The sequence below is a fragment of the Flavobacterium sp. FPG59 genome (genome assembly GCF_002150205.1).
In the GTDB taxonomy this organism is placed as follows: Bacteria; Bacteroidota; Bacteroidia; order Flavobacteriales; family Flavobacteriaceae; genus Flavobacterium.
Map to the genome: position 1 here is coordinate 1 of NZ_MTCA01000018.1, position 17,835 is coordinate 17,835.

21 protein-coding genes are annotated in these 17,835 nt (G+C 33.5%); 11 read left to right on the forward strand and 10 right to left on the reverse strand.

Translation table 11 applies throughout. The features are described 5' to 3' along the window. The 9 genes from FPG59_RS03420 to FPG59_RS03460 form a co-directional block, all read right to left on the reverse strand. Window positions 1-133, reverse strand: a 133-nt coding sequence (locus tag FPG59_RS03420; protein WP_086453222.1) for a DUF4295 domain-containing protein, incomplete at its 3' end; no start/stop codon positions are given. Between the two features lie 71 nt (window positions 134-204). Then, window positions 205-387, reverse strand: a complete 183-nt coding sequence (gene rpmG / locus FPG59_RS03425) for a 50S ribosomal protein L33 (protein WP_007805817.1) — start codon at window positions 385-387, stop codon at window positions 205-207. 27 nt (window positions 388-414) lie between these two features. Beyond that, on the reverse strand, window positions 415-651 hold the full coding sequence (rpmB, locus tag FPG59_RS03430) for a 50S ribosomal protein L28 (RefSeq protein WP_024980263.1): 237 nt from the start codon (window positions 649-651) through the stop codon (window positions 415-417). Window positions 652-726: 75 nt separating this feature from the next. Continuing rightward, window positions 727-1,977, reverse strand: a complete 1,251-nt coding sequence (locus tag FPG59_RS03435) for a CinA family nicotinamide mononucleotide deamidase-related protein (RefSeq protein ID WP_086453245.1) — start codon at window positions 1,975-1,977, stop codon at window positions 727-729. Between the two features lie 143 nt (window positions 1,978-2,120). After that, on the reverse strand, window positions 2,121-2,465 hold the full coding sequence (locus FPG59_RS03440) for an Hpt domain-containing protein (protein WP_086453223.1): 345 nt from the start codon (window positions 2,463-2,465) through the stop codon (window positions 2,121-2,123). Beyond that, entirely contained in the window at window positions 2,465-3,076 is a 612-nt protein-coding gene (locus FPG59_RS03445) for a fumarylacetoacetate hydrolase family protein (protein WP_086453224.1), read from the reverse strand. The genes FPG59_RS03440 and FPG59_RS03445 overlap by 1 nt, the downstream gene beginning before the upstream one ends. A 39-nt stretch (window positions 3,077-3,115) precedes the next feature. Continuing rightward, the gene (locus tag FPG59_RS03450) at window positions 3,116-3,892 is read right to left on the reverse strand and encodes a 3'-5' exonuclease (RefSeq protein ID WP_086453246.1); all 777 of its coding nucleotides are present in this window, start codon (window positions 3,890-3,892) and stop codon (window positions 3,116-3,118) included. Window positions 3,893-4,032: 140 nt separating this feature from the next. Then, a complete protein-coding gene (locus FPG59_RS03455) occupies window positions 4,033-5,340 on the reverse strand; it encodes a dihydrolipoamide acetyltransferase family protein (RefSeq protein ID WP_086453225.1) in 1,308 nt (435 codons plus the stop codon). Between the two features lie 84 nt (window positions 5,341-5,424). Further along, window positions 5,425-6,636 (reverse strand): glycosyltransferase family 2 protein, encoded by a 1,212-nt coding sequence (locus FPG59_RS03460; RefSeq protein ID WP_086453226.1) that lies wholly within the window; start codon window positions 6,634-6,636, stop codon window positions 5,425-5,427. A gap of 130 nt (window positions 6,637-6,766) precedes the next feature. On the opposite strand from FPG59_RS03460, the gene FPG59_RS03465 reads away from it, so the two are divergent. The 6 genes from FPG59_RS03465 (at window position 6,767) to rplT (ending at window position 11,403) form a co-directional block, all read left to right on the forward strand. Further along, window positions 6,767-7,270, forward strand: coding sequence for an RNA polymerase sigma factor (locus FPG59_RS03465; protein ID WP_086453227.1), 504 nt, complete (start codon window positions 6,767-6,769; stop codon window positions 7,268-7,270). Continuing rightward, a complete protein-coding gene (locus FPG59_RS03470) occupies window positions 7,267-7,878 on the forward strand; it encodes a hypothetical protein (protein ID WP_086453228.1) in 612 nt (203 codons plus the stop codon). Before FPG59_RS03465 ends, FPG59_RS03470 begins: the two co-directional genes overlap by 4 nt. Window positions 7,879-8,049: 171 nt before the next feature. Next, window positions 8,050-9,996 (forward strand): threonine--tRNA ligase, encoded by a 1,947-nt coding sequence (gene thrS, locus FPG59_RS03475; RefSeq protein ID WP_086453229.1) that lies wholly within the window; start codon window positions 8,050-8,052, stop codon window positions 9,994-9,996. A 22-nt stretch (window positions 9,997-10,018) separates the two neighbouring features. After that, on the forward strand, window positions 10,019-10,570 hold the full coding sequence (gene infC / locus FPG59_RS03480) for a translation initiation factor IF-3 (RefSeq protein WP_086453230.1): 552 nt from the start codon (window positions 10,019-10,021) through the stop codon (window positions 10,568-10,570). A gap of 116 nt (window positions 10,571-10,686) precedes the next feature. Further along, on the forward strand, window positions 10,687-10,884 hold the full coding sequence (gene rpmI, locus FPG59_RS03485) for a 50S ribosomal protein L35 (protein WP_022827375.1): 198 nt from the start codon (window positions 10,687-10,689) through the stop codon (window positions 10,882-10,884). 174 nt (window positions 10,885-11,058) lie between these two features. Further along, entirely contained in the window at window positions 11,059-11,403 is a 345-nt protein-coding gene (rplT, locus tag FPG59_RS03490) for a 50S ribosomal protein L20 (protein ID WP_086453231.1), read from the forward strand. 85 nt (window positions 11,404-11,488) lie between these two features. Here the strand turns inward: rplT and FPG59_RS03495 are convergent, their stop codons facing one another. Further along, window positions 11,489-12,175 (reverse strand): hypothetical protein, encoded by a 687-nt coding sequence (locus FPG59_RS03495; protein ID WP_254906636.1) that lies wholly within the window; start codon window positions 12,173-12,175, stop codon window positions 11,489-11,491. 351 nt (window positions 12,176-12,526) lie between these two features. Between FPG59_RS03495 and FPG59_RS03500 the strand changes: the two genes are divergently transcribed. From FPG59_RS03500 to FPG59_RS03520, 5 genes are read left to right on the forward strand one after another with little or no spacing between them, the layout of a single operon-like run. Continuing rightward, window positions 12,527-13,789 carry a chloride channel protein gene (locus FPG59_RS03500; protein WP_086453232.1) on the forward strand — a complete coding sequence of 421 codons (1,263 nt, stop codon included), beginning with the start codon at window positions 12,527-12,529 and terminating at the stop codon, window positions 13,787-13,789. Between the two features lie 59 nt (window positions 13,790-13,848). Further along, window positions 13,849-14,853 (forward strand): bifunctional oligoribonuclease/PAP phosphatase NrnA, encoded by a 1,005-nt coding sequence (locus FPG59_RS03505; protein ID WP_086453233.1) that lies wholly within the window; start codon window positions 13,849-13,851, stop codon window positions 14,851-14,853. A 4-nt stretch (window positions 14,854-14,857) separates the two neighbouring features. After that, window positions 14,858-15,511: a gliding motility-associated peptidyl-prolyl isomerase GldI gene (gene gldI, locus FPG59_RS03510; protein ID WP_086453234.1), complete on the forward strand. Its 654-nt coding sequence runs from the start codon at window positions 14,858-14,860 to the stop codon at window positions 15,509-15,511. Between the two features lie 14 nt (window positions 15,512-15,525). Further along, window positions 15,526-16,644 carry a peptidylprolyl isomerase gene (locus FPG59_RS03515; protein ID WP_086453235.1) on the forward strand — a complete coding sequence of 373 codons (1,119 nt, stop codon included), beginning with the start codon at window positions 15,526-15,528 and terminating at the stop codon, window positions 16,642-16,644. A gap of 20 nt (window positions 16,645-16,664) precedes the next feature. Next, on the forward strand, window positions 16,665-17,798 hold the full coding sequence (locus FPG59_RS03520; RefSeq protein ID WP_086453236.1) for a peptidylprolyl isomerase: 1,134 nt from the start codon (window positions 16,665-16,667) through the stop codon (window positions 17,796-17,798). Window positions 17,799-17,835 lie beyond the last annotated feature (37 nt).

The window sequence follows — 17,835 nt, forward strand, 5'->3', positions numbered from 1 at the left end:
CATCAACAGCTTCAGGAGTCATAATAGATTCTACGAATGTATATGCACCTGTTTTTGGAGATTTCACCATTTTGATGGCTTTTGATAATCTCTTAGAAGATGTTTGTAACGATGCTACGGTTTTCTTTGCCATGATTCAAATGTTATTTAAATTTTAATTAGGTTTGAAACGTAAACATTTTAACCTTATAAAATTTGTAATTATTACTTAATTTCTTTGTGAACAGTTACACGCTTCAAGATTGGATTAAATTTCTTAATCTCTAATCTATCTGGTGTGTTTTTTTTGTTCTTAGTAGTGATGTATCTTGAAGTACCTGCAACACCAGTTGTTTTGTGTTCTGTACATTCTAAAATTACTTGGATTCTATTACCTTTCTTTGCCATCTTGCTATATATTTATTGTGGAACGGATTATTTAATAAATCCTTCTGACTGTGCTTTTTTCAAAACAGCAGCAATTCCATTTTTATTAATTGTTTTTATCGTAGATGCAGCTACTCTTAGAGTAATCCATCTATCTTCTTCTGGAAGATAAAAACGCTTTTTAACTAAGTTCACAGAAAATTTTCTCTTAGTTTTGTTCATAGCGTGAGAAACGTTATTTCCTACCATCGCTCTTTTACCTGTAAGGTCACAAACTCTTGACATTATACTTATCTTTTATCGTTAATCAAAATCAGGGTGCAAAGAAAAGAAAAATAAACCTATTAACCAACAATAATTTTACACAATTTTCAAAATTTCTTTATACACTAGCTCTAAACTTTTTATTACAGCCCTATCTATCACTTTTTCACGGGGTTGACCAAAATTAAATTCCTCAACAATTATTTCACTTGGCGTAGCAATTGCAATAAAAACAGTTCCAATTTCAGCATTCGAATCTCCTTTTAGAGGTCCAGCGTTTCCAGTTGTAGCAATTGCATAATCAGTTTTCATTATGGCTTTTACACTTGAAGCCATAGCAGAGACTACTTCTTTACTCACCACCGAATGAGCTTCTATGTCGTGCTTAGAAACTCCAAGTACATCTATTTTTGCTTGTGTATCATAAGTAACCACACCACCTTTAAAATATTTTGACGCTCCAGCGACAGCAGTTAACACTTGTGCAATTTTTCCTCCAGTACAACTTTCGGCAGTTGCAATTGTCTTATTATGCCTTGTAAGTAGTGATCCCAAAACAACTTCCAGCGTTTCATCATCATCAAAACCTACAATAATATCCTTGATAATCTCAGTTACTGCATTTACATTTTCTTGAATAGCAGTTTCAAGAATTTCTTTATCAGTTCCGCGTGCCGTCAATCGTAAACGGACTCTTCCCGGCGCTGGCAAGTAGGCTAATTTCACAAAGGGTGGCAAAGCACTTTCCCATGCTTCAATACGCTCAGCCACTACACTTTCACCTTGACCATAAGTCAAAATGGTTTTATGGATAATGTAAGGACGTTTATATTCTTGCACAATCTTTGGAATTATTTCATGTTCTACCAAATATTTCATTTCATAAGGAACTCCTGGAAGCGAAATGTAAACTGTATTTTCTTTTTTAATCCACATGCCGGGAGCCGTACCTACTTCATTATGCAACACTATACATTTTGACGGGACTAAAGCCTGATCTTTATTTATTTGAGATGCAGGCCTATTCATAACCCGTTCAATAAGCGCTACAACATGCTTTTCAACATCTTGATTGACTATCAATTCATCTTCAAAGTAATCACAAAACGTTTTCTTTGTAACATCATCTTTTGTAGGCCCTAACCCTCCCGTAAGCACCACAAAATCAACAGTATTTTGCAATCTTGACAAGGTTTGTAAAATATGGTTTTTATCATCACTTATAGATAACATTTCTATTGTTTCGATTCCAATTCTATCTAGAGCCTTAGCTATAAATCCCGAATTAGTATCTGTAATTTGACCAATTAATATTTCGTCACCTATTGTAACTATGGTTGCTTTCATGAGTAAAATTTTAATTAAGTGATTATTTAATTGGATTTTAAAAGCCAATAAATGCTAATCATTACATTGTTGTGGAATAAAAATACAGCTTTACAGGTATTATTTATAAAAAAAAGTGACCGGAAAAGGTCACTTTTTTATACTCAAACATCAAAATCTTTTTTGATTTCTTTAATCGCATCATTTACTTGATTTTTAACGCTTTTAAAAGTTTCCTTTATATCCTTCTTTTTACCTTCGCCTTTTGTCCAAGCTTCAATTTGCAAAATTTCTTCAAAAGCAACATTCATCCCCATTAAATCAAGGGTTGGCTTTATCTTGTGCGCATACGCGTAAGCATGCTTGTGGTCTTTCTTCTTTATTCCTTCTTTAATTTGCAATAAATCCTCTGGAACTTCGGTAACAAACAATGTCAATATTTCATTGACAAATTCTGGGTCATTATCTGAAAGTGCGTACACTTTTGATAGATTGTAATGTATAGCCATTATTTTACTTGTATTCTAAATAGTTGTTGTCCTTCTAAAAACCCCTCTAAAACGTCATCTTGATTTACAGCTGCTACTCCTTCTGGAGTTCCTGTAAAAATTACGTCGCCAATTTTAAGCGTAAAAAACTGCGAAACGTAAGACACCAATTCATCAATCTTCCAAAGCATCAAGCTTGAATATCCTTTTTGAACTGATTTTCCATTTTTAAGAAGTTCAAATGTAATATTTTCTAATGAAGAAAATTGACTTTTAGGTAAAAAATCCCCTAAAACAGCTGAACCATCAAACGCCTTTGCTTTTTCCCATGGCAATCCTTTTGACTTTAATTTCTCTTGCAAATCACGTGCTGTAAAATCAATCCCAACACTTATTTCATCATAATATTTATGAGCAAACTTAGGTTCAATGTATTTACCAACCTTACTAATTTTAACAATCAACTCGATTTCATGATGCACATCATTTGAAAATTCAGGAATAACAAAAGGATGTTGTTTTAATAAAATAGCCGAATCTGGTTTTAAAAAAACAACAGGCTCCGATGGCTTTTCATTATGCAACTCTACGATATGATTGGTATAATTTCTACCGATACAGATTATTTTCATTTCTTAATTAAAAAATTTAATGATTGAAAGATTCAAAAATTAGCTTAATTTATTGTTCAGTTTTCGAAGTTTAATCGCCGTTAAAACTTTCTTGGTGTACAAAGGGAAATCAGCATTTTGAATCCAACTAAAATAGCCTGGCTCTGTTTCTAAAACCTTTTCTACTTTAACACCTTTATGTTTTCCAAAGGTAAAAATCTCTTCATTATCCTTGTCAAATGCTATCATTCCTGCAAAATCGGCAATTTTCTTGCGAGTTGTAAACTCAGACAACGATTTCATGTCATTTTCGAGTTCTGGATAACGGTCTAATTGCGCTTTTAAAATCTCGTAAGTAGCCATGGTATCTGCTTCAGCTGAATGGGCATTTTCAAGATTTTTACCGCAATAAAATTTTAAAGCAGCGCTTAGAGTACGCTCTTCCATTTTATGAAAAACAGTTTGCACATCAACTGAAACTCTATTTTTCATGTCAAAATCTACTCCTGCACGAAGTAATTCTTCGGCTAATAAAGGAATATCAAAACGATCTGAGTTAAATCCAGCCAAATCGCTGTCTTTTATCATATTATACACCTGCGTTGCCAGTTCTTTAAAAGTTGGCTCATTAGCTACTTTTTCATCAGTAATTCCGTGAACCGCTGTAGTTTGTGCCGGAATAGGAATAGTAGGATTTACGAGCCACGTTTTACTTTCCTTGTTCCCGTTTGGGAAAACTTTGAAAATTGATATTTCTACAATTCGGTCTTTTCCAATATCAATTCCAGTAGTTTCAAGATCGAAAAAGCAAATTGGTTTATTGAGTTTTAGTTCCATTTTTTGTTTTTGAATGTGACAAATATAAAAATTTGGAGTTAATTCCAAAGCTAAACAAAGACTAATAAAAGCAGAATAAAAAATAAAACCCCTGATAGACTTTTATATCAATCAGGGGTTTCAATTATTGATTATTTAACTTAAACAGCTCTATCAGCATCAAAAGCCTCTAAATATTCAGCTACACGTTTTACAAAACTACCTCCTAATGCACCATCAACTACTCTATGATCATAGCTGTGTGACAAGAACATTTTTTGACGAATTCCTATAAAGTCTCCTTCAGGGGTTTCAATAACAGCAGGTACTTTACGAATGGCTCCAAGGGCAAGAATACCTACTTGTGGCTGGTTTATAATTGGTGTACCAAAAACACTTCCAAAAGTCCCTACATTAGTAACTGTATAGGTACCACCTTGAGTATCATCTGGTTTTAATTTACCCATTTTTGCACGGTTCCCTAAATCGTTTACCGCTTTTGCCATTCCTACTAAATTTAACTGATCAGCATTTTTAATGACCGGAACAATCAAGTTACCATTTGGTAAGGCAGCAGCCATTCCTAAGTTTATATTCTTTTTCTTGATGATGTAATCTCCATCAACTGAAATATTCATACCTGGAAAATCTTTTAAAGCTTTGGCTACAGCCTCCATAAATATAGGAGTATAAGTAAGCTTTTCACCTTCGCGTTTTTCAAATACGTTTTTATTTTTCTCTCTCCATTTTACAATATTCGTAACATCAACCTCTATAAAAGATTGTACATGCGCTGATGTTTGAACTGAAGCTACCATATAACCCGAAATTAACTTTCGCATACGATCCATTTCAATAACTTCATCACCACCGTTTACAGAAACTGGTACCGCTTTTTGAGCTAAAGGCGCAGCTGCAGGAATAACTTTTTCTAGAACTGGAGCCGGTGCAGCAACTACTGACTGGTTGCCTCTACTTTTCACATACTCAAGGATATCATTTTTAGTAACTCTACCCTCTTTCCCTGTACCAGCAATAGATTCAAGTTCTGTAAGTGAAACACCTTCTTCTTTTGCAATATTCTTAACAAGCGGCGACAAGAATTTTTCTGAATTAGAAAAATCTACTGGCGCAGCAATGGTATTTTTTACAGTCTCAACTTCTTTTTCAATTGAAGTAGCTGCCACAGGTGTAGCAACTGCCGCTTCAGTACTTACACCATCAGAACCATCAGTTTCAATGATTGCAATGGTTTGACCTACTTGTACCAAATCATCTTTTCCAAAAAGTTGTTCTACAAGAACTCCCGAAACCTCACTTGGTACCTCACTATCTACTTTATCAGTAGCAATCTCCAGTACCGCTTCATCAGCTTCAATCTTGTCTCCAACTTCTTTTAACCAGTTGGTAATAGTTGCTTCTGCAACGCTTTCTCCCATTTTTGGAAGTTTTAATTCATATCTTGCCATATTATTAACCTAAAAGGTGATATTGATTTTCAGTTTGCGAAATTACTAAATATTTCAAATATAAATTACATTAAATATAATTTTTTACGTCATTTTAACTACTTCGCCACGTGATGTACTATTATTACTTCCTATTAAAAAATCGGTAGCTTTTGGCTTAATTTTAAAAGTTATTCGTTGGTTAAATCCCTCTTTCTTTGCAGATTCCTGAATAGCGATACAATCCTTAAATGATATAAATTCATTGTCAAGAATAATTTCAACATTAGTTTCCTCTTTCACTATTGACGAAAGTAGCATTTTTTCTGTTTTTAAATCATGAAATTTTACTTTTTTTTGTAACGAGCGTTCCATTTTTTGAAGTAAACTTTGATCATTGGTAAACAAAATATATTTTGGAGAAATCATCTTTTTTGTTTTCTGGAATAATGAATTGCCTTGTAAAGTCTTGTATGCGGTAAAAACAGAGACGCCTATTTTCATAAAAACAGCAAACAAACACTCTTTTATCCGAAAAATAGATTTTGCTTTACTAAAATGTTTCTTGTAAAAAAAATGCATCGCCTCTGAAAATCGCCTCATATACAAGCCATCTTTATGAGTACTTTCTCCTTTATAATGAATAACAGTAGTTGCGCCAAAGTAAAAATTATTATATCCCGCTTTTAGCGCCATGTAAGACAAATCAATATCATCAGAATACATAAAACAAGCTTCGTCAAATCCTCCTAATTCTAAATACAACTTTCGTTTTAAAAGCATAAAAGCACCCACTAAAACATCCACTTTCCCAGTTTGCTCTTCCTGCAAATGGTTTGCATAGTACTTGCCTAACATTTTAGATTTAGGGAAAAGTTTATACAGACCCGCAATCTTTGTAAAAGCTACAAATGGAGTTGGAACTCCGCGCTTACTCTCTGGAAGAAAACCCCCAGCACCATCAATAAGCTTACAACCTACAATACCTAAATGATCTTTTTGATTAGCAAATTCTAGAATTTTTAAAAAAGTATCTTCAGCCACAACCGTGTCTGGATTTAGAATACAAACATACTCTCCCGAGGCTTGGTCGACACCTATATTATTCCCTTTTGGGAAACCTACATTCGATTTGTTTTGAATTAATTTTACTGATGGAAATCGTTGCAATACCACTGCACAACTATCATCGACAGAATTATTATCAACCACAATTATCTCTGCGTCAATACCTTCAATTGCTTTTTGAACACTGATTAAACAAAGCTCCAGAAAGTACCGAACATTGTAATTAAGAATAATAACCGATAGTAACATGTGACAAATGTACAGAGAAAAACAAATAATAGAAACTTGAATAATATTTATCAATATTGCTTAAATAAAATTTGACAACAAAAAACAAATTTTGTGTAACAAAAACCATTAACTCTCCACTAACGTAATTATGAGTGAAAACCTAGAACAGACTTTTGTGCAACTTTTGCAAGAAAACCAAAATATAATCCACAAGATTTGTAGATTGTATACTAATGGTGATGATGCACACAAAGATTTGTTTCAAGAAATTACGATTCAGTTATGGAAAGCTTTCCCTAAGTTTAGAGGAGATAGCAAATTTTCTACTTGGGCCTATCGCGTAGCCTTAAATACAGCCATCACCCTATATCGTAAAACAAAACGTTCTATCAGTACTGTGGAGTTTGAAGGCAGGCAACATTTTCTTAATGATGTAGAATATGATTATGAAGAGGAAGAACAATTAAAATTAATGTACAAAGCAGTTTATCAATTGAATGATATTGAAAAAGCATTGATCTTCATGTATCTTGAAGACAAAGACTACCAAGAAATATCTGAAACATTGGGAATTAGCGAAGTTAACGCAAGAGTAAAAATGAATAGAATAAAAGGGAAATTAAAAAAAATATTAAATCCATTAGAAGCATGAAAGAACTGGATTTACTCAAAAAAGACTGGCAAAAAGAAGGAAATACTTTTGAACAAGTCTCTACAAACGACATTTATGTGATGATTCACAAAAAATCATCTTCATTAGTGAAGTGGATACTAATTGTAAGTATTTTAGAATTTTTAATTTTAAATGGCATATCAATTTTCATCAGTAGCAAAGAATATGATGCTTTTGTAATTGCTCACCCAATAATAAAAACCCTTGAACTCATTAATTATATTGTGATTTTTGGTTTTATAATTCTGTTTTACAAAAATTACAAATCTATCTCAACCTTAAATTCAGCCAAAGATTTAATTAAAAAGATATTAAAAACAAGAAAAGTAGTTACGTACTACATTTTTTGGAATATCATTTTTGGCGGGTTAACAGGTACTTATACTGGCCTACAAGCTTTTAACGAAGGCTATAAAGATGGATCAAATACAAAAGTAGACATTTTAGACCCGTCAAGTATTATTGCTTTATTGGTTTTTGGTTTATTTTTTATGGGCTTTATTTGGTGCTTTTATAAGTTAGTTTACGGCACTTTCTTATCCAAACTGAGCAAAAATTACAGCGAATTAAAGAAAATTGACTTGTAAAAAAATCAAATTAGTATCTAAAATTATCACCTTTAAACTAAATTAGAAACAACACGAGCAAAATTCACTTGCTTGACCTTCAATTAAACAATTAATTATAAAACAATACATACACAACTATTGTTTGTATTTTTGTAATGGACTATATTTGCATTCTTAAAATAACAAACAATGATTAAGATTACTTTACCCGATGGGTCAGTTAGAGAGTTTGCTCCAGGCGTAACTCCAATGGATGTTGCAAAAAGCATCAGTGAAGGATTTGCTAGAAATGTAATTTCAGCCTCTTTTAATGGTACTACAATTGAAACAACAACCCCACTAACCACGGATGGTAGCCTTACATTATTTACTTGGAATGACGCCGATGGTAAAAAAGCATTTTGGCATTCTACTTCACACGTTATGGCTCAGGTTCTTGAGGAAATGTACCCAGGAATTAAGCTTACACTCGGACCCGCAATTGCAAATGGATTTTACTATGATGTAGATTTTGAGGATCATAAAATCACAGATGCTGATTTCAAAAAAATTGAAGACCGTGTTCTTGAAATTTCAAGAGGAAAGCACGAATTTAAATTGCGTCCCGTTTCTAAGGCAGATGCTTTAGAATTATACAAAGACAACGTTTACAAAACCGAGTTGATTACTAATCTTGAAGACGGAACGATTACGTTTTGCGATCACGATACCTTTACTGATTTGTGTCGTGGTGGCCATATTCCAAATACCGGTATCATCAAAGCAATGAAAGTAATGAGCGTTGCTGGTGCTTACTGGAGAGGTGATGAGAAAAACAAACAGTTAACCCGAGTTTACGGAACATCGTTCCCAAAACAAAAAGAATTAACGGAATACTTAGAATTACTAGAAGAAGCAAAACGTCGTGATCATAGAAAACTAGGGAAAGAACTGGAACTATTTGCTTTTTCACAAAAAGTAGGTCAAGGTCTGCCACTATGGTTGCCTAAAGGAGCTGCCTTAAGAGACAGATTAGAGCAATTTTTGAAAAAAGCACAGAAAAAAGCAGGTTACGAGCAAGTTGTAACTCCACATATTGGTCAGAAAGAATTGTATGTTACTTCTGGTCATTATGCAAAGTATGGAGCAGACAGCTTTCAACCAATTAATACACCTGCAGAAGGAGAAGAGTTTTTATTGAAACCGATGAACTGTCCGCATCACTGCGAAATATACAATGTTCGTCCATGGTCATACAAAGACTTACCAAAACGTTATGCTGAATTTGGAACAGTTTACCGATACGAACAAAGTGGAGAATTACACGGTTTAACTCGCGTGCGAGGATTTACTCAAGATGATGCTCATATTTTTTGTACTCCAGAACAATTAGACGAAGAGTTCAAAAAAGTAATTGACTTAGTACTTTATGTATTTGGTTCATTAGGATTTGAAAACTTTACAGCCCAAATTTCGTTAAGAGATAAGGAAAATAGAGATAAATATATAGGTACCGATGAAAATTGGGAAAAAGCAGAGAATGCAATCATCAATGCTGCTGCAGATAAAGGTTTAAATACCGTAGTAGAATATGGCGAAGCTGCGTTTTACGGACCAAAGTTAGATTTCATGGTTAAGGATGCCCTTGGAAGACAATGGCAATTAGGAACTATACAGGTAGACTACAACTTACCAGAACGTTTTGATCTGACATACAAAGGATCAGATAATGAATTACACCGTCCGGTAATGATTCACAGAGCACCTTTTGGTTCTATGGAACGTTTTATAGCAATATTACTAGAACACACAGCAGGAAATTTCCCGCTTTGGCTAATGCCAGAACAAGCTATAATATTGTCTTTGAGCGAGAAATATGAAATATATGCGAAAAAAGTTTTAGATTTGCTAGAAAATCACGAAATTCGCGCCCTCATTGATAATAGAAACGAGACCATCGGTAAGAAAATTAGAGATGCCGAAATGCAAAAAACACCGTTTATGTTGATTGTAGGTGAGGAAGAAGAGAAAAACGGGACCATTTCTATACGCCGTCACGGCCAAGAAGGAAAAGGTAATATCACAGTTACAATAGAAGAATTTGCAGCTATTGTAAACGAAGAAATTAGCAAAACATTGAAAGTATTTACAGTTTAACTTAAATTATAAAGTCATAGCAATAAGAAGCAACAGAGGTTACCAACCTCGCGTAGAAAAAAAAGATGCCCACAGAATAAACAACCTTATTCGTGGTGTACAAGAAGTAAGGCTTGTAGGTGAAAACATCGAACCAGGTGTTTTTAAACTTGCAGAAGCCCTAAGGTTAGCAGATCAGTTTGAATTGGATTTAGTTGAAATTTCTCCAAACGCTGAACCACCGGTTTGTAAAATCATGGATTACAAGAAATTTGTTTACGAACAAAAGAAACGTGATAAGGTTTTAAAAGCGAAATCTACACAAGTTGTTGTGAAAGAAATTCGTTTTGGTCCTCAAACTGATGAGCATGATTACGAATTTAAAAGAAAAAACGCTGAAAAATTCTTGAAAGAAGGCGCAAAGCTAAAAGCATTTGTGTTCTTTAAAGGGCGTTCTATCATTTATAAAGATCAAGGTCAGATTTTATTATTGAGATTAGCAACAGATCTTGAAGAATTTGGAAAAGTAGAGGCTATGCCTGTTCTTGAAGGAAAAAGAATGATCATGTTTATTGCTCCTAAGAAGAAAAAATAAGTCTTAAAGTCAAAAGTATTAAAGTCAAAAGTATTCAGCTTTCGACTTTAAGACTTTAAAAACTTTACGACTAAATAAAATAAGTAAGTAAGAATAAATTAAAACACTAGGAAAAAATGCCTAAAATGAAAACCAAATCTAGCGCCAAGAAACGTTTTAAAGTTACTGGTTCTGGAAAGATTAAAAGAAAGCATGCTTTTAAAAGTCACATCTTGACTAAAAAGTCTAAAAAACGTAAATTAGCTTTGACTCACTCAGCGCTAGTTCACAAAACAGATATGAAAAGCATCAAACAACAATTAAGAATTATCTAATAAGTCCAAAGTTAGAAAGTCTTAAAGTCAAAAGTACACACTTTCGACATTCGACTTTTGACATTTGACTAAAGATTTCTTTAGGTTAAAACAATTTAAAATAACCTTGGAGTATGGCTTTTAAGTTCCTTTGATTCAATTCAGGACGCCTGCTACAAAAAAACAATAAAAATTATGCCAAGATCGGTAAATTCAGTTGCTAAAAGAGCAAGAAGAAAAAAAATAATGAAGCAAGCCAAAGGTTTCTTTGGTAGACGTAAAAACGTTTGGACAGTTGCTAAGAATGCGGTAGAGAAAGCAATGTGCTACGCTTACCGTGATAGAAAAGTGAACAAAAGAAATTTCCGTTCTTTATGGATTCAACGTATCAACGCTGGAGCTAGATTAGAAGGAATGTCTTATTCACAATTCATGGGTAAAGTTAAAGCTAACGGAATCGAATTGAACCGTAAAGTTCTTGCAGATTTAGCTATGAACCACCCAGAAGCTTTCAAAGCAGTACTTAATAAAGTAAAATAAACGTTTTATAAACTCAATTTAGATTACTTACTTATAAAAAAAACCTCAATCAATCGATTGAGGTTTTTTTGTGTCTTGTGATACTTTATTCTTTAATAAGGATTATTGTAGCTTTAAAACCAGTCCCTAAATTCCATTGACTTGCTGATATCAATGCTCCTTTATCGTCATAAACTTTAAATTCTGCTGTGTTTGGCCCTGAACTTCCTTGATTTAAAGCTACAAAGTCAATTTTATTAAACCCTTTTTCTAAAACAATTTCAAAACCTTTAAAATTACTGTCTAAATAAACTTGGTTTTGAATTACTTTATCATTTAACATAACTCGTATTAAATCACCATCTACATAAGCAGCATCCCGATACATAACTTTTGCAGAAACAGATCCCGTGGTGTAATTACCTAAATTTTGGTTTCTACGATAAACAATACCTTCTGAATTATCTTCTTTCTTGTTTAATTTATCTCTGTAAACATCACCTGGATTGATAAACTCACTAGATGGAATCATCGAAATAGGTTTTACTGGCTTCGTTTCGGGAACACTTGTAAGATTTGGATTTGTTACGGGTGGTTTAACATTTGGCATAGGTGAATTGATTGGGGGAATATCAATTTTAGGTGGAATTGTTTTGTTTATCTTTGGCGCATTATTTTTAGGAGGAATTGCTTTGAACTTTGAATTGAATTCAGATTGAGCAAAACCACTGTAAAATGAACCAAGTAGTATCATTGTGAATAAAATCCTTTTCATAATTTGCGGTACATTCATTTTATAGGTTTTAACAAGTTTTAAAAATATAAAACCTAACATTCACTTTCAAAAATCAAGCCATTTTTTAACTTTCATTTATAACTACAAATGAGTTGAAATAGTATATTAACAGGGTGGAACTTTTAACTATTGAATGAAATTTGACAAAAGATCATTTTTTGGTTCGCTCCTAAATATCTAATTTTAGACATGAAGACAAAGATGCAGATAAAATGAATTACTAGATGCTGTTTATGTTAGACTTTTCAATGATTTGAAAAGTATCTAATTAAAAATTAAACATATTGGTAACAAAAAATAAAAATATAGCTTTAAATGATACTTTTGTAGGCTGTAACTTTTAAATGAATGGATTTTTCTAAATATCAACAAAAAATAGTATCCCTAATATTGTGGTCCCTCATTTGTACCCTTATTGGAATATTCTCGGGATCTGCCTCTGCATTACTATTGTTCAGTCTTGATTGGGTTACACAACTATTCACGCTTTATAAAACATTGTTTTGGTTGCTTCCAATAGGCGGACTGTTAATAGGATTATTATACCACTACCTAGGCAACGAAAGCAACAAAGGAAACAACCTACTATTGATTGCTTATGAAAACCCTGAAACAAGAGTTCCTTTAAGAATGGGGTTTTTAGTTTTTTTGGGCACATTAATAACTCATCTTTTGGGAGGATCTGCAGGTAGAGAAGGTACTGCAGTTCAAATGGGAGGAGCAATAGCATATCAATTCAATAAAATAAAAAAAATCTCAAAAAAGGAATCTCAAATATTAATACTTCTTGGAATTAGTGCGGGATTTGCATCGGTTTTTGGGACACCTCTAGCAGGCGCAATTTTTGCATTAGAAATTGTTTGTTTTAAGAGAATAACACTAAAAAGCATCTTATCTGTATTTTTAGTAGCCTTTATAGCGGATTACACGGTAGACCTTTGGGAAATAGAACACAGCACTTACTATATTTTTGAAATCCCAAATATCACATTTAAAACACTTTTATGGGTTTTAGTTGCTGGACTTCTTTTTGGCTTGACCGCAATGCTTTATTCAAAAAGTGCTCATTACTGGAATCGATTGTTTAGCGTTACTTTTCCATTTGCTCCTTTGAGACCACTTGTGGGAGGCACGTTTCTTGTTATCCTTTTTTACTGTTTTGATATGACACGCTATACAGGACTAGGACTACCCGTAATTGCAGAATCCTTTACAACACCTAGTTTGCCAAAAGATTTTTTATTAAAAATAATTATAACCGGAATAACATTAGGAAGTGGTTTTAAGGGCGGAGAAGTTACTCCGTTATTTTTTATAGGTGCCACATTAGGTAGCGCATTATCCCTTTTTATACCCTTACCCATAAGCTTGCTTGCAGGGATGGGATTTGTTGCCTTATTATCTGGTGCTACGCATACACCTATAGCTTGTACTTTAATGGGGATAGAACTTTTTGGGATTGAGGCTGGTTTATTATTATGTATTGCCTGTAGTATGGCCTATTTTTGTTCAGGTTCTACGGGGATTTACACATCTCAATTAAAAACAGGACTAAAATATACGTTATATGCATTTTGCTTGAAAAAAATACAGTTATTAAGAGGTGTATAATTTGGTAATTTTTAGAAATGATTTCAACATTAGATTAAAAAAATGTAATTTCGCATTCTATGAAAATACAAGACATTCAAGCCGTACAAGAGTTGTTATCAACGCCTAAAAAAATTGCAATAATCCCGCACCGAGGTCCAGATGGTGATGCGATGGGTTCTACATTAGGACTTTATCATTTTTTACTAAAAAACCACCACTACCCTACTGTAATTTCTCCTAATGAGTTTCCTGATTTTCTAGCTTGGATGCCGGGAGCTGACAAAATTAAAATTTACGAGAAGGATAGAGAAAACTGCACAGCACTTTTACAAGAAGCTGAACTAATTTTTACATTAGATTTTAATGCTTTGCACAGAACTGGAGAAATGGAAAATGTGTTAGCACAGCTTCAATCTCCATTTATTATGATTGATCATCATCAAAATCCAGATGACTACGCTGCTGTTACCTACTCAGATACATCATTTGGATCAACTTGTGAAATGCTTTATAATTTTATTACCGCATTAGGTAAAAAGGATGACATCGATTTCACAATAGGTACTTGTATCTATACGGGAATACTTACTGATTCTGGCTCGTTTAAATTTCCTAAAACCACTGGAACAACACATAGAATTGTTGCGGAACTAATTGATTTAGGCGTACAAAATACAGAAATCCCGAGTTTACTATTTGACAATAGTTCTTATGGAAGACTCCAAATATTAGGTAGAGCACTTCAAAACATGATTATCTATCCAAAATTTAAGACTGCTTATACAACACTCACTCAAGAGGAGCTGAACTCCTTTAATTATGTAAAAGGAGATACTGAGGGAATTGTAAATTATGGTCTAAGCATACAAGGAATACATTTTGCAGCTATCTTTATAGAAAATAAAGAAGAAAAAATTATTAAAATTTCGTTTCGTTCACAAGGTGATTTTGATGTTAATCAATTTGCAAGAGAACACTTTAACGGCGGTGGACATCGCAATGCAGCTGGAGGAAAATCAGAACTTACGATGGAAGAAACCCAAAAGAAATTTGAAGATTTATTAACAAAAATAAGCATCTAAACCCATGAAAAACAGCAACCTACTTGCAGTTGTATTCTTTTTATTTCTTGTGCTTTCGGGGTGCAAACAGCATCAGGATGCTAGAAGACCTATCTCTCAATCGTCTGGGAGTTTTATGAAAAAATCGATTCTGCGCAATAAAAAATTGGTTGCAACAGAGGAAAGTCAAATACAAAACGTTATCAAAAACAATCCAAGTGTAGTATACTTAGCCTCTACTAAAGGGTATTGGTATTCTTATGAAGTAAGAAATACAATTGATACTCTCACTCCTAAAAAAGGAGACGTTGCTTTGTTTGACTATGAAATTAAAGATTTAAAAGGAACCTTGATTTACTCTCAAGAAGAACTAAAACCACAAGTGTATTATGTTGACAAACAAAATATAATGATGGGTTTACGTGACGGAATCAAATTAATGCATCGTAATGAGAAAGTAAATTTTTTATTCCCCTCAAATATGGCTTACGGTTATCATGGAGACGATAAAAAAATAGATACAAACCAACCAATTATTTGTACCGTTACATTGCGAGATTTTAAACCCGAAGTGGCGTATAAAAAAGAAGTTCTACAAACTGTTGCACCTACAACTGACGTTATTGCAAAAAAAGCCTCTAACCCTATAACCAAAGAAAAAGATACTATAACTCCATAACAATTAATTTAGAAATGAAAAAAAAGATCGTAATTGCGCTACTAGCGATAGCCTCATTGTATTCCTGTAAAAATGATCATTCCAATTTACCTGATGGATTGTATGCTCAAATTGAAACTAACAAAGGGGAGATTATTGTACAACTGGATTTTGAAAAAGCACCTATAACCGTTGCAAACTATGTGGCACTTGCCGAAGGAAAAAATGAGTTTGTAACGAATGAAAATTTAAAAAAGAAACCTTTTTTTGATGGTTTAAAATTTCATAGAGTCATTGCTGATTTTATGATACAAACCGGAGATCCTCTAGGTACTGGCTCTGGAGATACAGGATATAAATTTAAGGATGAATTCAATGACTTACGATTTGATAAAGGTGGAGTTCTAGCTATGGCCAATAACGGACCTATGACCAATAGCAGCCAATTTTTTATCACGCATCTTGCAACCCCTTGGCTAGACGGAAAGCATACCATTTTTGGTCATGTGGTAGAAAAAGGTATGGAAGTTGTCAATAAAATTCAACAAGATGATTACATCAAATCTGTAACGATCATTAGAAATGGTGAAGCTGCTAAGAAATTTAATGCGGTAAAAGTTTTTACCGACTATTTTGCAGTAGAGTCTGAAAATCAAAAGAAAAAAGCCGCTATTGATGCTGAAAACAAGCGCGTTTATAATGAAAAATACAAAGTGGTAAGAGAGCAAAAAGTAGCAAGTTTTGCTGCATTGAAAGCAAAAGCCACAACAACACCTTCCGGTTTACAATATGTAATTACTAAAAAAAGCGGCGGTAAAAAACCATCTAACGGCACTCCAGTATTTATACATTATGCTGGATTTCTTGAAGATGGAGAGCTTTTTGACGCAAGTATAGAAAGTGTTTCAAAAGCATTTGGAAAATACGATGAAAACAGAGCAGCTCAAAATGGATATCAACCTATTCCTTTTCAAGCAGGAAGAAAAGATGGCATGATTCCTGGTTTCATTGAAGGAATAGAACAATTATCTTTTGGAGACAAGGCTGTAATTTTTATTCCGTCCCGTTTGGGATATGGTGCTGCTGGTGCAGGAGGAGTTATACCGCCAAACGCCGATATCATTTTTGAAATTGAACTTTTAGAAAAAAATTAATATCCATAAAATTATAGAAGATGAAATTTAAATATCTGTTTTTACTACTTCTGGGATGTATTACTATCCAAGCTCAAACTGGAAAAAAAATAACACCAGTAAAAAAACCAAGTACTACAGCAAAGGCAGTTGTAAAAAAACCAACTGAAGCAGAAGGTATCTTTGTAACTATTGCAACTAATAAAGGAAACATAGAATTAGAACTTGCGTACCAAAAAACACCAGTGACAGTTGCAAATTTTATAGCACTTGCCGAAGGAAAAAATACATTTGTAAAACCCGAAAACCTAAAAGGCAAACCTTTTTTTGATGGGTTAAAATTTCACCGCGTTATCAAAGATTTCATGATTCAAGGTGGTGATCCCTCTGGAAATGGATCAGGTGGTCCAGGATATGCTTTTAAAGATGAAATTACTGATTTAAAGCATAATAAACCAGGAATCTTATCTATGGCAAATGCTGGACCTGCAACAAATGGAAGCCAATTTTTTATTACACATAAAGAAACGCCTTGGTTAGATGGTAAACATACTGTTTTTGGTCATGTAACCTCTGGAATGGAAATTGTAAACGCTATCGCGCAAGATGATGTGATTACAAAAGTAACTGTGGTTAGAAAAGGGGCTTTGGCAAAGAAATTTGATGCTGTAAAAGTAATTTCAGATTATTTTAATTTCAAAACTGAAGATCAAAAAAAGATTGAGGCTGTTAAAGCTGCAAAGAAAACTTACCTATCTACAATAAAAGCTACAGCTACTACTACTCCATCTGGATTAGCTTACAAGATAGTTGAAAATGGAACAGGTGTAAAACCAGCTAATGGAGCTACATTTTATTTTAATTATGCTGGCTATTTTGAAGATGGCTCCCTGTTTGACAGCAGTTATGAAAATGTAAACAAAGCCTACGGTAAGTATGATGAAAGAAGAGCGGCTCAAAACGGTTACAAAGCATTTCCATTTGTAGCAGGGAAAAAAGACGGTATGATTGCTGGCTTTATTGAGGGTCTTGAAAACATGGGTTTTGGGGATAAAGCAGTTGTTTTTATACCTTCAAATTTGGCTTATGGTGAACGTGGTGCTAATGGTGTGATACCGCCAAATACCATGCTTATTTTTGAATTAGAAATGCTTGAAAAAGAACCCATAAAATAAATTAAAATCAAAAAAAAACACCGATGATATCTTAAAT

Coding starts and splice junctions, on each gene's coding strand:
- rpmG (WP_007805817.1), bottom strand. CDS start 387: ATGGCAAAGAAAGGTAATAGAATCCAAGTAATTTTAGAATGTACAGAA.
- rpmB (WP_024980263.1), bottom strand. CDS start 651: ATGTCAAGAGTTTGTGACCTTACAGGTAAAAGAGCGATGGTAGGAAAT.
- FPG59_RS03435 (WP_086453245.1), bottom strand. CDS start 1,977: ATGAAAGCAACCATAGTTACAATAGGTGACGAAATATTAATTGGTCAA.
- FPG59_RS03440 (WP_086453223.1), bottom strand. CDS start 2,465: ATGGCTATACATTACAATCTATCAAAAGTGTACGCACTTTCAGATAAT.
- FPG59_RS03445 (WP_086453224.1), bottom strand. CDS start 3,076: ATGAAAATAATCTGTATCGGTAGAAATTATACCAATCATATCGTAGAG.
- FPG59_RS03450 (WP_086453246.1), bottom strand. CDS start 3,892: ATGGAACTAAAACTCAATAAACCAATTTGCTTTTTCGATCTTGAAACT.
- FPG59_RS03455 (WP_086453225.1), bottom strand. CDS start 5,340: ATGGCAAGATATGAATTAAAACTTCCAAAAATGGGAGAAAGCGTTGCA.
- FPG59_RS03460 (WP_086453226.1), bottom strand. CDS start 6,636: ATGTTACTATCGGTTATTATTCTTAATTACAATGTTCGGTACTTTCTG.
- FPG59_RS03465 (WP_086453227.1), top strand. CDS start 6,767: ATGAGTGAAAACCTAGAACAGACTTTTGTGCAACTTTTGCAAGAAAAC.
- FPG59_RS03470 (WP_086453228.1), top strand. CDS start 7,267: ATGAAAGAACTGGATTTACTCAAAAAAGACTGGCAAAAAGAAGGAAAT.
- thrS (WP_086453229.1), top strand. CDS start 8,050: ATGATTAAGATTACTTTACCCGATGGGTCAGTTAGAGAGTTTGCTCCA.
- rpmI (WP_022827375.1), top strand. CDS start 10,687: ATGCCTAAAATGAAAACCAAATCTAGCGCCAAGAAACGTTTTAAAGTT.
- rplT (WP_086453231.1), top strand. CDS start 11,059: ATGCCAAGATCGGTAAATTCAGTTGCTAAAAGAGCAAGAAGAAAAAAA.
- FPG59_RS03495 (WP_254906636.1), bottom strand. CDS start 12,175: ATGAATGTACCGCAAATTATGAAAAGGATTTTATTCACAATGATACTA.
- FPG59_RS03500 (WP_086453232.1), top strand. CDS start 12,527: ATGGATTTTTCTAAATATCAACAAAAAATAGTATCCCTAATATTGTGG.
- FPG59_RS03505 (WP_086453233.1), top strand. CDS start 13,849: ATGAAAATACAAGACATTCAAGCCGTACAAGAGTTGTTATCAACGCCT.
- gldI (WP_086453234.1), top strand. CDS start 14,858: ATGAAAAACAGCAACCTACTTGCAGTTGTATTCTTTTTATTTCTTGTG.
- FPG59_RS03515 (WP_086453235.1), top strand. CDS start 15,526: ATGAAAAAAAAGATCGTAATTGCGCTACTAGCGATAGCCTCATTGTAT.
- FPG59_RS03520 (WP_086453236.1), top strand. CDS start 16,665: ATGAAATTTAAATATCTGTTTTTACTACTTCTGGGATGTATTACTATC.